This window comes from Chitinophaga varians (genome assembly GCF_012641275.1).
GTDB lineage: Bacteria > Bacteroidota > Bacteroidia > Chitinophagales > Chitinophagaceae > Chitinophaga > Chitinophaga varians_A.
In genome coordinates this window covers 659,392-674,701 of the sequence record NZ_JABAIA010000003.1, presented here as the reverse complement: position 1 = coordinate 674,701, position 15,310 = coordinate 659,392, and the positions used below count along the sequence as shown (strand labels likewise).

The 15,310-nt window shown below is 52.7% G+C and carries 10 protein-coding genes; 1 reads left to right on the top strand and 9 read right to left on the bottom strand.

Translation table 11 applies throughout. The annotated features are described in order from the left end of the window. Positions 1 to 10 precede the first annotated feature (10 nt). From HGH92_RS25770 to HGH92_RS25735, 8 genes are all read right to left on the bottom strand, one after another. Complete coding sequence (locus HGH92_RS25770) at positions 11 to 1,309, bottom strand: MutS-related protein (protein WP_168873687.1); 1,299 nt, start codon at positions 1,307 to 1,309, stop codon at positions 11 to 13. An 11-nt stretch (positions 1,310 to 1,320) separates the two neighbouring features. Continuing rightward, a complete protein-coding gene (locus tag HGH92_RS25765) occupies positions 1,321 to 3,645 on the bottom strand; it encodes a Gldg family protein (protein WP_168873686.1) in 2,325 nt (774 codons plus the stop codon). 9 nt (positions 3,646 to 3,654) lie between these two features. Then, on the bottom strand, positions 3,655 to 4,581 hold the full coding sequence (locus tag HGH92_RS25760) for an ABC transporter ATP-binding protein (RefSeq protein WP_211092749.1): 927 nt from the start codon (positions 4,579 to 4,581) through the stop codon (positions 3,655 to 3,657). A 34-nt stretch (positions 4,582 to 4,615) separates the two neighbouring features. Then, a complete protein-coding gene (locus tag HGH92_RS25755; protein WP_168873685.1) occupies positions 4,616 to 5,368 on the bottom strand; it encodes a DUF4397 domain-containing protein in 753 nt (250 codons plus the stop codon). 2 nt (positions 5,369 to 5,370) lie between these two features. Then, entirely contained in the window at positions 5,371 to 6,861 is a 1,491-nt protein-coding gene (locus HGH92_RS25750) for a RagB/SusD family nutrient uptake outer membrane protein (RefSeq protein ID WP_168873684.1), read from the bottom strand. Positions 6,862 to 6,871: 10 nt separating this feature from the next. Beyond that, a complete protein-coding gene (locus HGH92_RS25745; protein WP_168873683.1) occupies positions 6,872 to 10,207 on the bottom strand; it encodes a SusC/RagA family TonB-linked outer membrane protein in 3,336 nt (1,111 codons plus the stop codon). A gap of 175 nt (positions 10,208 to 10,382) precedes the next feature. Continuing rightward, on the bottom strand, positions 10,383 to 11,552 hold the full coding sequence (locus HGH92_RS25740) for a FecR domain-containing protein (protein WP_168873682.1): 1,170 nt from the start codon (positions 11,550 to 11,552) through the stop codon (positions 10,383 to 10,385). Positions 11,553 to 11,614: 62 nt separating this feature from the next. Beyond that, positions 11,615 to 12,193 carry an RNA polymerase sigma factor gene (locus tag HGH92_RS25735; RefSeq protein WP_168873681.1) on the bottom strand — a complete coding sequence of 193 codons (579 nt, stop codon included), beginning with the start codon at positions 12,191 to 12,193 and terminating at the stop codon, positions 11,615 to 11,617. 190 nt (positions 12,194 to 12,383) lie between these two features. On the opposite strand from HGH92_RS25735, the gene HGH92_RS25730 reads away from it, so the two are divergent. Further along, complete coding sequence (locus tag HGH92_RS25730; RefSeq protein ID WP_168873680.1) at positions 12,384 to 13,517, top strand: alpha/beta fold hydrolase; 1,134 nt, start codon at positions 12,384 to 12,386, stop codon at positions 13,515 to 13,517. A 169-nt stretch (positions 13,518 to 13,686) separates the two neighbouring features. On the opposite strand, the gene HGH92_RS25725 is transcribed toward HGH92_RS25730, so the two are convergent. After that, positions 13,687 to 15,252 carry a glycoside hydrolase 43 family protein gene (locus tag HGH92_RS25725; RefSeq protein WP_168873679.1) on the bottom strand — a complete coding sequence of 522 codons (1,566 nt, stop codon included), beginning with the start codon at positions 15,250 to 15,252 and terminating at the stop codon, positions 13,687 to 13,689. Positions 15,253 to 15,310: the final 58 nt, after the last annotated feature.

Sequence of the window (15,310 nt, the reverse complement as noted above, 5' to 3'; positions counted from 1 at the left end):
ACTGCAATTTTTATTTAGTCTTGCGACCGTTCCTGAGAATATCCAGTATGCCTTCATTCCGGATGATGATCATACCATGACGGTCATCGGTGATACCCTGCTCTAACGTGTACGTATACTCGGGCTGGTGACCGTTCATGCGGGTAGGCAGGTAACGGAAGTCTACACTGCCGGCTTCTTTCAGCCCCTCGCCTGCTTCCACGATGTGGGAAGAGATCACGAAAAGGCTGTTTTTACGCCCGGCGAATGCACGGCTGACGGCCACGGTAGCCTCATGTGCGTCCTTCACATTGGTGCCCCTGAACAACTCATCGAAGATGACCAGCAGCGACTGTCCGCTGCTCAGGGCCGTCGCTACTTTTTTCACGCGCAGCACTTCAGCATAAAAGTGACTGGCCCCGATACCGAGATTGTCCGGCAGGTTGATAGTGGTGAAGATGCCGTCCATCACGGAGAAGACCATCTTACGGGCCGCCACGGGGAAGCCCATATGTGCCACATACAATGCTGTGCTGAGCGAACGCAGGAAGGTGGACTTACCCGCCATATTGGCGCCGGTAAGAAAGATCACGTTGCTGTCAGGCCCCATGAACACATTGTTGCCGACCGGGTTTTTCAAAGACGGATGATACACGCCTTCCAGCTGTAATACCGCACTGCCTTTATCGAGCGCCGTAGGGAACACGAACTGCTTCTCCGTGGCCACCGCAGCCACTGACAGATATACGTCCAGCGTATATACATGCTCCAGCAGCTTTGTGATACGCTGCCGTTCCCGTGTGCGGAACAGCAGATCGAAGGCCGTCACCGCGCCGTATGACAGCTTCCCTTTCATTGGTTCATTCAATGCCGGCTCCAGCGCCGGTTCAGCCAGCAGCAGCGCAATAGCGGTACGCTCGGCGGTATATGCCGCCGCACCGGCTACTGTCGGGCTTTCTATGAAACGGTGCAGTTGCTGTACCAGTCCGATGACGGAGGTGACACCGTTGTAGATGTCTTTCTCTCCGAGCACCACCGCGCGGCCGGCGCTTTTCGTTTGTTCGTCTCCGTTTTTCAGGTATTTCTCCGCCATATCAAACATAGCGGCTTCAAACGGGAAGGCCACGCGTTGCTGCGCAAAATGAGCGATGATACTGCTTCTGCGGTTGATCGCTTCCTTATCCGACAAGGGCTGCCGGAACATTTCCTGCAACAGCGTTTCCCCGCCTCGTGTATGCGTGTGGTTATACAGCTCATAGATACCGCTCACATCCCGTTTGCCGAATATCCGGAGGTCTTCTATGGTTTGTTCATCCGTTTGTAAAAACATAGTTTCCAGGTTTATTGCCTTTTACGGCGCACCAGTAATATTGTTCCTGTCAGCAGCACCAGTCCAGGTAAAATCCACACGAACAGGTACTTCTCTATATTCGCCGTGGTGGCGGTTATCGTCAGTTTGGTGTCGATCGGTTTGGGTTTTGGCGTATAGATGGGGAATGCGTCATTGACCATCCAGGCGTACAGGTTTCTGCCGAGGAAGCCGCCACCCATGCGGAGATTGCTCATAAAATCCGCGTCAGCGCTGACGGCTATACGTTGCTCTTTTCCGTTGATGGTGCGGGTCAGTGCTACGGCCGTGGCGTATGAGGGCTGACGGGTATCTCCGTCCTGCGGATTAAATACAGGGGCAGTGGAGTCTGTCACCACCGGACCGGCTTTGAGCCATACATTGCCCGGAACAGTCGCCAGCAAAGGCATTGCTTTGAAAGCGCTGCTGTCTCCGAAGGTGATGCCGGTGACGCCAGGCATCAGCAGGCCCATACTTTTTCCATCTGTCTGCATTTCCCGCAACGCGATGAGCGCCGGGTCTTCAGAAAGGTGGGTACCCGCAGCGGTAAGACCGGGTTTCACCATATGCGGCATTTCGTCTTTAGACACTTCTATCAGCGTACCGTCCATGAGCTGCACGCCCAGCTGTTTTAATACAGGATTAAGCATCTGCTGTTTGCCGGGCTCTCCGAATATCAGCATGTTGCCACCGTTGTTGATGTAACGGCTGATTTTTTCCATCGCGGCCGCGCTCAGGGCCGTCTTAGGGTCGGCCAGCACCAACGTGGAGATGCCGGCAGGAATCTCCTGTGTCTCCACACACAGGCTGTCTGAATCGAAACCGATGTTGATCAGCGACTGACGGTTGTCTCTTGCGACAGCATGATTGGAATACTCGCGCTCTCCTTTTTTGTAGATGCTGCGTTCGAGGTTACCGGTCAGGAAGATGTTTTTAGGCACATTGCCCAGCAGCCTTTTAAGTGCTGCCGCTACCTGTTGCTCTTCCGGCCAGAAGTTGGCGTCATCAAAGGTACGCAGGAAGGTGGTATTGCCTTTGTATTTCAACTGCATCACGAGGCGGTAGCCTTCCGGCCGCAGGTTGATCATCTTACGTACTTCCGCCGGCGCTGTAAAATCTTTAACATTGACCTGCAACCCTTCCGCTGTCTGGCCGGCTATTTCCGGCAGGCTTTTGCCCACCCAGGTTTTATACAGCGTGCTGTCAGCATCATCGGTATCATAGTAATAAACGTAATTAAATTTGATGTCCGGTTTAAAACGGAGGTATGGTTCCCAGAGGTTCCACAGGTAATCATTGCGGTTCTCCGGCAAACCGCGGTGAACGCCGGCGCCCAGCAGGTTGGTGTACAGTGTAATCTCCACGGGCTCTTTGCCCAGATCTTTTAGTATGGTCTGGGTATTGGGATGCAGGGTGTTGGACTTGCTGCGGGTAGTGTCCCAGTAGCCGATAAAAGCCGGCCGGGAACTCACATAGCCGATCACCAGCACAGAAGCAAATACCATCACATAACGGGAAGCCTGTGCCCACCAAGGCCTGGATTCGCGCCCTGCTTTCATTTTGATGAGCGTAAAGGTGACAAACATATACACTATCATCACGAAGTAAACCACGTCTTTCGTCGTGATCAACCCTTTCAGCATTTTGACGGTACGGCCGGAAATAGACAGAAAGTAAGTCAGGTCTCTTACGATATCATATTTCTGCCAGAGGCCACTGATGTGGCTCAACACAAAAATGATGATAAAGCTGCCGATGGCCGATACGATTTGGTAGTTGGTCAGGCTGGACATAAATAGCCCGATGGCCGTATAGGTACATACCAGCAGATAGAAGCCCAGCGCTGCAGAGAGCAGCACGCCATAATCCGCAGCATGAATATTGAGTATCCCAACGACCATAAACACTCCTACAATACCCACCAGCAGCAGGTTATAGATCATGATCGCGAGATATTTCCCTAACACGATCTCACGGGTACGGATAGGCGAAGAAAACAATAGTTTGATCGTGCCACTGTTCACCTCGCGGCTGATAAGCCCCATCGTCAGCAGGGGAACGAACAGGTAAAGATTTTGCAATACATTGGCAAAAATACCGTCCTGTCCCAGAAAGAGGGCATCGGTCATGGAGATACCGAAGTCGGTAAAATTGGGATTGTTCCGGGAAATCACATCCTGCCAGTTAGCCAGACCATACAATGGAGAAACATAGTATACGCCGCACTGCACCATAAAAGCGATTGTTAAGAACCAGGCCACCGGCGAGTAGAACAGGTTACGGAGCTCTGTTTTAGCAATCTTGAATATCATCTTCATGTATAAAAATTATTGGAGCGATTGAATAGATAATTGCTTGAAAATATCATCGAGCAATCCTTTATCGAGGTTGATCTCACGCAGGCGCCATCCGTGTTGTACGCTGGCGGTGATGATCCTTTCGGTGATGCTTTCATCGCCATCGAAGTAGATACGGATTTGCCTGTCATTGAGGAAATCCACCCTGGACACGCCGCTGATCTGCTGTAGCTCGGCAGCGGTTGGCGGCTGTTCCATTCTTACCAGCACGCTGTGCGGCTGTACGTAGTTGTTGAATGCCTCCATAGTATCGGAGAAAATGACACGGCCTCCTTCGATCATCACAATTTCGCGGCACAGCAGGTGTACTTCGGAGAGGATATGGGAAGACAACAGCACCGTATGGTCCTGCCCTATTTCGCGGATCAGTTTTCTCGCTTCAATAAGCTGGTTGGGATCGAGGCCGTTGGTGGGTTCGTCCATCACCACCAGTTTGGGTTTGTGGATGATAGCCTGCGCGATGCCTACACGCTGGCGGTAGCCTCCGGAGAGGTTGCTGATCAGGCGGGTGCTGAAATGGGAGATGCCCACGCGCTCTTTTGCTTCTTCCACCGCTTTGCGCACTTTGCTTTTTTCGATATGCCGCAGCTGCGCCGCGAAGCGCAGGTACTCGTCCACTGTCAGGTCTGTATATACCGGAGGGTTCTGCGGCAGGAAACCGATCTCTTTTTTCGCCAGTTCAGGTTGCTGGCGGATATCCAGCCCGTTCACATACACCTGGCCTTCCGTCTGGTTCAGCACACCGCAGATGATATTCATGGTGGTAGACTTACCAGCGCCATTGGAGCCTAACAGCCCAATGACACCGGTATGGCCTATTTCCAGATTGATATCGCGGATAGCCCAGGCACTGCTGTACCTGTGAGAGAGCCGGTCAATTTTTAAGATAGTGCTCATAATACGTTTTGAATAATTGAATGTTGATGCCCGCCTAGTATTTGATGGACAGCACCTTTTGCTCCTGGCCATTGGTACCGCCCGGCGTACCTGTCAGCGCAAAAGTGTAATTCTGGTACAACCATGGATTAAGCCAGCCAGCAGGCAGGTTGTGCACGTATTGGGTGACGATGCTGGCAATGTATTGCCCGGTGGCAGCGTCGCTGAATACGAACTCATAATCTTCCTGGGCGGCGTTGACAGAATAGCTGACAAATCCGGTGATACCTTTAAATGGCAGGCTGCTGACTTCCGGTGCGCCGGATTTTCCCTTGATCGTCACTTTCACCGGTGCGCTGCCGGCAGAAAGGTTGACGAAACGGAAACCGCACACGCTGTCGCCGATCGGGTGGAAAGGCACCGCATCGTTGGCAAACACCGTGTCGGGTTTGGCAACAGTGCCGGTAAGAAACAATGTACGCATGGCACCTACCGGCAGGTCGAGCATCAGGTTGAACAGCGGCTGGCTCTTTTCTGTGGTATCAGGATACTGGTACAATGCCAATGGCTGGTTGCCCACATAGGAACTAAAGCGGTTGTTGGCCAGCGCAAATGTGTTGTACGGTATCTGATTGGCGACATCGTACCGGATAGGGCTGGTACCGTTGAAATTAGTGACCAGCGGCCGGCTGCCGGGCACCGCATTGATGATCGTCAGTGAAGCGGTGCCGGGAGGTGTTTTATCTTTGGAGCAGGCTGCCAGCAATAATACCAGGAGGCTGCCCACATAATAAATAATGCGTTGCATAATCAGTAGCCGGGATTTTGAATCAGGAAATGGTTTACGGTGATCTCTGTGGGCGGGATAGGATATACCAGCTGGTAATCGCCGGCCCATGGCTGTTTAAGTGAGAGCGCAGTCAGGACGTCATGCGCCTTGCCGGTACGTTTCAGGTCAAACCAGCGATGGCCCCATTCAGCAAAGAGTTCTGTCTGTCTTTCTTTGGCAACGGCCGCAAGTACCTGTTCCTTGCTCAGGGAATTGGACAAGGCAGGAAGACCGGCCCTGGAGCGGACCACGTTCAGGTCAGCGATGGCAGAGGCAAGTCCGCCGGGACCGCCGTTGGCCGCTGCTTCCGCGCGTATCAGGTACTGTTCGGCCAGGCGCAGCATCATATAATATTCCCGGGGCGGAGCGCCTATAGCATTGTTGTTCTTGCCGATTTTGTATTTGTTGGGAAAGTAGGCTACTACCTCCGGTTGGCCCAGTCCTGGCGATGTTTTGGTGCTGTCTATCCAAGAGAGGCGTTTATCGCCCGGCTCAAACGCTTTCATTTGCACATCAGTAAGACAATACGGCGCAATACCGACCTTGGGCACGCTTGGGCTGAAATCATAGCCCTCTGGCGTGGCATTTCCCCGCATATTAGCGGCGTTGGCCTGTTGCAGCTGCCAGATAGCTTCCTTGCTGGCTACGGTGAAGGCATTGTCCGGGTCCGGCTCCAGTTGATACAATGATGTGTGGTTGATCACGGTGGTAGCTGCGTCCACGGCGCCGGCGTAGTCTTTCTGGTAGAGATACACCCGTGCCAGCAATGCGCTGGCTGCATACCGGTTGGGGCGTATTCTTTCACCCATGCTGGTGGGATATGTTTCAGGCATGGCAGCTGCCGCCTCTTTCAGGTCCTGCACCAGTTGCTGGTAAATCTGTACCTGCGGCGTACGCGGCATGATGCGTGTTTTATTAAAATCGATGGTAAGTGCCAGTGGCACATCACCAAAAAAATTAGTGAGATAGAAGTAAGCAAAGGCACGGACAAACTTTGCTTCTCCGCTCAGCGCCTGCTTCACACTGTCTTTCAGGGCGGTGGAAGCACCTACTCCTTCTATGATGCTATTGGCACCGTATATGGAAGTATAGGCAGAGTTCCAGAGATTATTGCTGCGACCGGCGTCGAAAGCGGTCAGCTTATTGGTGTTTGGCAGATACCAGGACTTGTCCGCCGAGCTCATGAAAAAAAACAGTTCATCGGAAGACAGGCCGCCCATAAAGGTGGAGAGACCGCCGGCAAACGACTGGTCCGCTACCGATATAGTAAGGAAAGGATTGTCACCATTGATCATGCGGGTATATACGCCTGCTATAGCGCCGTTGGCCTGTTTCTCCGTTCCGAACACCTGGGACGTAGAGATCGTATTCACCGGGTCCGGCACAGATACCAGTTTCTTGCAGGATGAATGAAGGATGGCGCATAACAGCAGCCCGCCTGAAATAGTCAGTATTTTATGATAGTTCTGCATCACTGATCATTTAAAAGTTAAGCGTTACACCACCGATGATAGTCCTCGGAGCCGGAAGCGCCAGGAGGTCCTGTTGGTCCGGATCTAAGCCGGGATAACGGGTGATGGTAAAAATGTTCTCCCCTTGCATAAACACACGGCAGCTTTCCATACGGGCTCTTTTCACCAGCTTGTCCGGCAGACTGTAACTGATGGAAAGTGAGCGCAGGCGGACATAAGAAGCATCTATAAAAGCGCCGTCAGATACGCTGAGGTAGCTGGCGCCTGAAGCGGAGTAGCTGGCATATTTGGCATTGTCTCCCGGCCTGGACCAGTGATTGTTCAGTGCTTCCAGCGGCAGGTTGGTAAGGCCGCCCGGTACAATACCGGCGAAAGGATCAGTGCCCAGTTGTTTTTTGTAATCAAAGAACAGATCGAGCGTTATTCCTTTCACGGTAAACTGTGAACTGAAACCGCCATAGTATTTAGGCGCTATATCGATGGCCACATAGCGGTCGGCCGTAACGGTAGCATCCGGATTAGGTTGCGCGATATCCAGCTTTCCGTCTTTGTTGTAATCAACAAAACTGTGTTTGCCGGTCAGCGGATCTACGCCGAGGTAATGCAGGAAATATTGGGTAGACAGGGACTGCCCTATTTTGTATACGCCATAGTAGGGCGACTGTTCCAGTCCGGGGTACGCCACCAGCTTGTTGCGGTTACGGGAGATATTGAAGGACACTGACCAGGACAAATCTTTTTGCTGCACCAGGTTGGCGCGCAGCATGCCTTCCCATCCGCTGTTCTGCACTACTGCCGCCCAGTTGGCGGTCACACTGCCAAAACCGGTAAAAAGCGGTGTGGGCAGGCTGGTCACCTGATCGTTAGTACGATTGCGGTAGTGCGCCACTTCCAGGCTGATGCGGTCATTCAGGAAACTGGCGGTCAGCGCTCCTTCCATTTTTTTGTTGGCTTCCCAGTGGTAATCCTGGTTCATGGCATGGATGGGCGCATAAGGCTGTATGCCATCATATTTGCTCATTAGCATCGTGCCTGACAGGGCAGCGCCCCATTGTGACAGGTATTGGTAGTCGCCGATAGATCCATCGCCACCGGTGATACCATAGCTGCCGCGGAGTTTCAGGAAGCTGACCCATGATGGCAATACTGTTTTCATCCAGGGTTCTTCAGACAGGATCCATCCGAGGCCCACGGAACCAAAGTCGCCGTACTGGCGTCCCGGCGCAAAGCGGGAAGACCCATCCCTTCTGGCGTTGAGGTTCATCATGTATTTATTGTCCCAGTTATAGGAGATACGGCCAAATACGGCAGCATATTTATAGCGGGCCACATTTTCAGTTGCCGTTTGGATAGGGGCATTGGAGATACTGCCAAGCAGGGCATCGTCACCATAACCGAAGCCAATTGTCGTCCCGCCATTAGTGGCTGCTGACTGGTAGCTGGTGCCCACCTGTACGGAGAGGTCTCCCTTGCCTACGAAACGGCTGTAAGCCAGCTGTGGCTCCAGTATCCAGTTGGTATTGCGTGTGTTGCCGAAGAACGCTGATCCAACAGGGTTCAGTATTGGATTTTGGGAGGCGATAGGTATAAAGCTGCTATTGTTTCCGGAGACATAGGAGTATCCGCCGGTGGTGCTGAAGATGAGTCCTTTGAACAGCTCATACCGGATTTCCATATTACCATCGAACTGGTTTGTCTGATTGTTGTTTTTCTGCAGCAGGTAGGCAAACGGGAATATTACGCCCGGGCTGGCATTCCATTCCGCATAGTTAAGATCGCCTTTGCTGTCAAATGCCGGCGGCGCATTGGGGGCCAGATACATCACGGCAGGATTGTTGGCGATGGCATCCGCCTTTGTATAACCGATAGTAGTGCCCACCATGATGCTAAACTTCTGATCACCGCTGCTATGCCGGAGGCGGGACATCAGGGACGCTTTTTGTGAGGCGCCGCTCTTGTTCAATATGTCCACCTGGCGGCCATAGTTGGCGCCCACATAAAAAGTATTGCGGCTGTCGCCACCGGAAAGACTGGCAGATACGGTAGTCAGTTTGCCGGTGCCCAGCACTTCTTTCTGCCAGTTGGTATAGCGGGTGGTATCCCACAATGTCAGGTCGGGCGCATTGCCAACATTGGGCGTCACACCGTCGTTTTTAAACGCTTCCCGGCGCATTTGCAGGTACTGGCGCGTGTCCAGCAGCTGCCATTTGCGGGGAACGGTGACGATCCCTTCTTTGGCATCGATCGACAAAGTAGTCTTTCCTGTTTTTCCTCTTTTAGTGGTGATGATGATGACACCATTGGCGCCACGGGAGCCGTAGATAGCGGTGGCATCAGCGTCTTTCAGCACTTCGATGCTTTCTATGTCTTTAGCGCTCAGGCCAAACAGTGGACTTTGGCCGCCGGTAACGGAAATACCGCCCTGCACAAATCCCGGTGAAGTGTTTTTAGTGAAGCTGGTTACATTCAGCACGGTCAACGGTACGCCGTCAATGATATATAGCGGGTCAGACAGAAAGCCCTTTCCGAGGGAGTTCCGTCCTCTGATTTCCAATCTTACGGGGGAGTTGGCATAACCACTGGTTTGTGTGATCAGCAGCCCAGGCACCTTGCCCTGTAAGGCTTGCAGCGGGTTCATGACCGGTTGCGCCGCAATTTCGGCACCGCTCACGCGGGTGATATTACCGGTAGCAAGACGTTTGCTGGTAACACCATATCCCTGTACCACGGCCTGGTCCAGCTCATTGGTGGCCACCTTCATTTTCACGTACATCATCACGCCGGGCTGTCCCGCAGCCATGCTCACCTTCTCATAGCCAATGCTGGAGAAGGTGAGTATTTCTGCGTCTTTCAGATTTTTAAGGGAGAATACTCCCTTGTCGTTTGTCTGGGTGCCTTCGTTGGACGCGCTGGCAAAGACGCTGACACCGGGTATCGGCTGAGATGTTTTTTCATCGTACGCTACCCCTGTGATTTCCACGGCTGCCGGTGGTGTATTCAACTCTGGCGGCGTGTCCGTTTTCCGGAACACCACAATCGTAGTGCCTACAATTGTGAAGTTCAGCGGCGTTTTGGCCAGCAGCGTTTTCATAAACGCGTCCAGCGGCTGATTGTGGGCATTCACCGGAACAGTTTGCGTTACGTCCACCTGCTCCGGATTGAATACCACTACATGGCTGGTTTGTTTTTTTATTTCTGCGAACACCTGTTGCAGCGTTACTTTTTTGCTGCTGTAATTCATAGTCTGGGATAATCCCTTCAGCGGCAGTCCCATGGCTGCTATCAGCAGTAACAGTCCCAGCTGCTTCCACGGTATATACCGCTTTGGACGTCTCAATTCTGGCATAACATATTTTTGGTTGATAAATAATAACCGGTGGCTGAAGTGGCCGGGCATGGCTCCGCCGTTAAGCCCGATGGGCCTTCCGTTCCGGGACATACCAGGCCCTGACCACTAAGGCCGGCATGTTCACCTGCTCACCTGTTGTTGCTTGTTAATCTTAATTTCTATTATGGTTGCTTTATGGCATTACAATCAGTTGTTTCCCTTCTATCCTGAAGCGGACGCCCATGCTTTGCAGCACGGTCAGCGCCTGTGTCAGGTCCAGGTCTCTTTTTATTTCTCCGCTGAAGACGATGTCTGCGCTGCCGGGTTCATATACGACGGTCACGTCGTACCACCGGGCCATTTGCCGCAGCACTTCTTTCAGGTGGGCATGATCAAACTGGAAGGAGCCGTTTTTCCATGCCACCGCCATCTCCATATCGGGATGTTCTACCAGTTGCAGGCCGTTGGCCGCTATGGCCGCCTGCTGACCGGGTTTCAGCACCACCGATGCCTGGCGGTGATGTACCCGCACACTGCCGTCTACCAGCGTGGTACGGATACTGTTTTCATCTGTATAGGCGTTGACGTTAAACTGTGTGCCCAGTACCTCTACGGAGGCTTTTCCGTCCACGTCCACGCGGAAAGGCTGGCGTGCATTGGCGGCCACTTCAAAGTAGGCTTCGCCGGTGATGATAACGGCACGGACTTTCTCCGTAAAAGCTGTCGGGTATGTGATGCTGGAGGCGGCGTTCAGCCATACGGCCGTACCGTCGGGCAGCGTGATGCGGTATTGTCCGCCCCGTGGCGTGGTCAATGTATGATATTCCATGGCAGCGGTGGCCCCCTGGTAATTCAGCCGGCCGCTGTCGTTCCGTACGGTGAGGCCAGGCTCCTGTACGATGCTGCCATGTGTACTGTCCAGCATAATTTCTTTCCCGTTGGCCAGTTTCAGCACCGCGCGGTTGGTACCGCTGGTGATGGCCACAGGCGGTGGCACCACTGTCTTTTTCCGGCTGGTCAGCATCCGGGCGGCAGGAATGGCGATAGCCGCCACCAGCACCGCCGCTGCTGCGTACCGTACCCAGGTGCGCCGCCACAGCGGCAGTGGCACTACAGCGGTATCTTCCGCGGCCACAGACACCATCAGTCTGTCCAGTATACGCTGCGTAGCACCCGGCAGTAAAGCCGCCGGTTCTGCAAAGGACGCGTCATAACTGGCCTGCAGCATGCTCTCCATCGCTTCACTATCCGCTGCTGCCGGATTTTCCTTCAGCCAGGCAAACAGCACTTCACTCTCCGGACCCGTAAGGGTGCCGTCGAGGTACTTTTGCAACAGGTCCGCAGGAAATTTATTTGGTTCCATACTAATAAGACTAATGAGTAAAAGAAATGGGTGGATGGTCCGGAAAAAAAATTTTCCTTTTTTTATTTCATGGCAATCAGCAGCATCAACAAGGAAATGCTGCCATGTTCCAGCAGGTATTCCCGGATGGATTTCACGGCCAGCGACAGGTGCTGCTTAAAGGTGTTGCGGGAGATATTCATCAGCGCAGCGGCCTCCTCATAACTTTTCCCCTGCTGGCGGCAGAGGATAAAAGCCTCGCGGCGTTGCGGCGGCAGGTTATCGATGGCGCGCTGCAACAGCTCCTCGTACTGTTTCTGCTCCACCGCATTGAGCACGGAGGGCTCATGGATGCCCAGGGACACCCGGTGCATCACCTCGTCCCTTACGGCATCGAACAGCGTAAGCCTGTTTAGCTGGGTAAGCGCCGCATTACGGGCAAGACGGTAGAGATAGGCGGCAAAAGACGACTTAATGTCCAGCTGTTCCCGGATCTCCCAGATCTTCAGGAAAACGTCGTGCACCAGATCTTCTGTGAGCAGCGGATTTTTGGTAAATTTCAACAGGTAGGTATAAATACCACCATGGTATTGCAGATAGATCGCTGTAAACGCCGCCTCGTCGCCAACGGCAAGCCGCTTTAGCAGTTCCTGTTCATTCATTCTATGTAAGATATCAGACAATCAAACTCCCCTACACAGGGCACCGGTAAATTTAATATTAAAAGCATCAAAAAAAGAAGCCTTTCCCTCCGGCACCCCTAATTTGTCCATTAACGTAAAAATCAATAAGTTTAGTCCCGTTTTACGTTTTTGCTTATTTATTTACTACCTGACACTACAAACCTGTCACATGCAACCAAATCACCTGCGTGCCAACACTTGTCAGCATCTGCCACAGCTGCTGCTTTTCCTGGCTATTATCCTGGCTTCCCCTTTCGCGGCCCATGCACAAAACAACGATGTCACCGACAAATATGCCGGTGGCAAAAAACTGATCACCGGTTTGAGTAAAATTCTGAGCCCAAACGGTGTCCAGGAAAATTTTGAAGCCACACTCGGCGGTACCAAACAATGGGTATTTGTACGGGGCCAGGACCGCAACAATCCTGTTATCCTCTTCGTACATGGCGGTCCCGCCTCCCCTATGGCGCCGGTAGCCTGGACATGGCAACGGCCGCTGGAAGAGTACTTCACCATGGTGCAATACGACCAGCGCGCTTCCGGCAAGAGCTTCCTGGCCAATGACACCACCAACCTCGGCGCCACGCTTCATATTGACCGCTACGTGGACGATTGCATTGAACTGGCCGAACAAATCCGTCAGAAATACCATAAAAAGAAACTGGTGCTGATGGGACATAGCTGGGGCACTATCATCGCCATGCGGGCAGCCCTCAAACGTCCTGACCTCTTTTATGTATATGTTGGCACAGGCCAGAACATCAATACGGTCGACAATGAGCGGGTGAGTTTTGAATTTGGCCTGAAAGAAGCAATGCGCCGCAAAGATACCGTCGCTATCAGGGAGCTGCAATCTATCGCACCCTATCCCGGCAACCAGCCTATCACCCGCGAGCGGATCATTATCGCCCGCAAATGGCCACAGGAATATGGAGGTCTCGCCGCCTACAGGCCCGTACCGGCGTATTTCTTCAATGCGCCGCTGATGTCGCCGGAATATGATAAGAAAGACGTAGACGCCATCGACCAGGGCAACATCTTCACCCTCGGCCGCGTAATGGATGAATTCCTGGCAGTAGATTTTAAGCATGTAAAGGAATTCCCCATCCCCGTGCTGATGTTCATGGGCAGACATGACTACACCACCCCCTCCGAACCTACCGACGCCTGGCTGAAAAAAGTAAAAGCCCCCTATAAAAAAGGTGTGTGGTTTGAGAACTCCTCCCATCTGATGATGATGGAAGAACCTGGCAAGTTCCTGCTGACACTGGTCCAGGACGTAAGGCCGCTGGCTTTGAAATAGCTTTTCAACACGATATATTAAAAAGGACGCTTGCGATGGCGAGCGTCCTTTTTATATCAAACAACCGCATGTACTGGCAATAACCGCATGTTTATGCGATTGGAAAATGTCTTCAAAAAAAATGCAGGAAGCTAACGCCTCCTGCATAAGGAAAATAAACTTTGCAAACCTACCGGCGGAACCAATCGAAATCCGCATAACCAGTACTTTCCGGGCTGTTAAGGTCTGTATTAAAAAGAAACAGTGCAAAGCGGTTGGCCGTCCAATCCAGCCCCAGTCCCATTTTCAGTTGATTACCGATGATGGTAAAATGTTTGCCGTCATAGCTATAGGCAAATGTTGCCGTGAAATCCTTCTCCCGTACCATGGCCTTCAGCCATATTTTTGAAGATGTGCAGGGTATAACCGTCACCGTGCTGTCGGCATTTACCATCACGAGCTCCCGTTTTTTTCCGTTATAACGGACACCGATATACGCATAGGGCGACTGGAACACGCCTAGTCCGGCTATATCTCCCTGCTTCAGGCCGGAGAGATCGAGCAATGCCGTGCCTTCCGAATAAGGCCCTTCCACGCGCTGCGTCAGTGTATTGCGCGCCTCCATAAGGTTGCGGGCTTTGCCGGCATACAACCGGAGATACCCCGGTCTTTTAGTCAGCGACCACTTGTTATTGTCAGGGTTGTGGTTCCACTGCCACTGTAATCCCAGCATTTTGTTGTTGAATTCGTCCGTAGTGGCCGGCACTGACACCGGGTAGGTTTTGCCGACAGCGGGCTTAGGGAAAGTGTCCACTCCTTTGCCGCCGGTGCCTAACATAGGCCAGCCATCCACCCAGGTTACCGGTTCGAGGTTGGGCACGCGTCCAATGGGACCACGGTCCTGCATGATGATAAACCACCAGTCACCGTTCTGTAGTTGTACCATCCCGCCCTGATGCAGTCCATTGCCAGGATAGGTGTGATCGTCCTGTATCACCACTTTCGATTCGTACGGGCCGTATATGCTATCGGACCGCAGACATACCTGCCGGCCTCTGGTACCGCCGGTGCTTCCCAGGATATAGTATTTCCCGTTGCCTTTATACATATGGGAACCTTCCAGGTAAGGAAAAGCGCGGTTGTCGTAAATCTCACGCCGGGGTGTTTTTACCGACAGCGCGTTGCTGTTCAGCTCTGTGATAAATAGTTTTTGCTGACCGTGCACCACATATACTTTTCCATCGTCATCAAAGAAAAGGCCCGGATCATAGAGGTATTCCGGGAAGATGGTGCGTGTCCAGGGACCCTCGATGTTTTTGGCGGTACACATGGAGAACTGCCCTTTGCGGCCGTCCATGTCCGGTGTACAGAACCCGACATAGAAAAGACCATTGTGATGACGGATGGTGGCCGCCCAGGACCCGCTCAGGTACATATTGCCTCCTCTCAGGTCATAACGCGGGTCTTCTTCATAGCGTGACACTGCGTATCCCGCCATTTTCCAGTTCACCAGGTCATTGGATACAGCAATGGGGCACCCTGGGACATAATGCATACTGGTAGATACAAAATAGAATTTGTCGCCCACCCGGATGATGTCCGGATCGGGCCAGTCGCCCCACATCAATGGATTTTTGAATGTTCCGTCGCCGTTGTCCGGCGTCCAGGAGGTATTCGTTTGTGCGTGCAGGTCGCTGCCAGCTAGCAGCCATAGTAAAAGGCAGGCCCATCGCGACAGGAAAGATAGATGTCTCATTGTTCACTTTTAATACCCGGCGGTGCGGACCGCCATCGTCATAACGCATTTATTCTAT

What these genes read in the sequence shown, in the direction of transcription:
- HGH92_RS25755 (WP_168873685.1), bottom strand. Translation starts at nt 5,368, where the DNA reads ATGCAACGCATTATTTATTATGTGGGCAGCCTCCTGGTATTATTGCTG.
- HGH92_RS25735 (WP_168873681.1), bottom strand. Translation starts at nt 12,193, where the DNA reads ATGAATGAACAGGAACTGCTAAAGCGGCTTGCCGTTGGCGACGAGGCG.
- HGH92_RS25725 (WP_168873679.1), bottom strand. Translation starts at nt 15,252, where the DNA reads ATGAGACATCTATCTTTCCTGTCGCGATGGGCCTGCCTTTTACTATGG.
- HGH92_RS25740 (WP_168873682.1), bottom strand. Translation starts at nt 11,552, where the DNA reads ATGGAACCAAATAAATTTCCTGCGGACCTGTTGCAAAAGTACCTCGAC.
- HGH92_RS25745 (WP_168873683.1), bottom strand. Translation starts at nt 10,207, where the DNA reads ATGCCAGAATTGAGACGTCCAAAGCGGTATATACCGTGGAAGCAGCTG.
- HGH92_RS25750 (WP_168873684.1), bottom strand. Translation starts at nt 6,861, where the DNA reads ATGCAGAACTATCATAAAATACTGACTATTTCAGGCGGGCTGCTGTTA.
- HGH92_RS25760 (WP_211092749.1), bottom strand. Translation starts at nt 4,581, where the DNA reads ATGAGCACTATCTTAAAAATTGACCGGCTCTCTCACAGGTACAGCAGT.
- HGH92_RS25770 (WP_168873687.1), bottom strand. Translation starts at nt 1,309, where the DNA reads ATGTTTTTACAAACGGATGAACAAACCATAGAAGACCTCCGGATATTC.
- HGH92_RS25730 (WP_168873680.1), top strand. Translation starts at nt 12,384, where the DNA reads ATGCAACCAAATCACCTGCGTGCCAACACTTGTCAGCATCTGCCACAG.
- HGH92_RS25765 (WP_168873686.1), bottom strand. Translation starts at nt 3,645, where the DNA reads ATGAAGATGATATTCAAGATTGCTAAAACAGAGCTCCGTAACCTGTTC.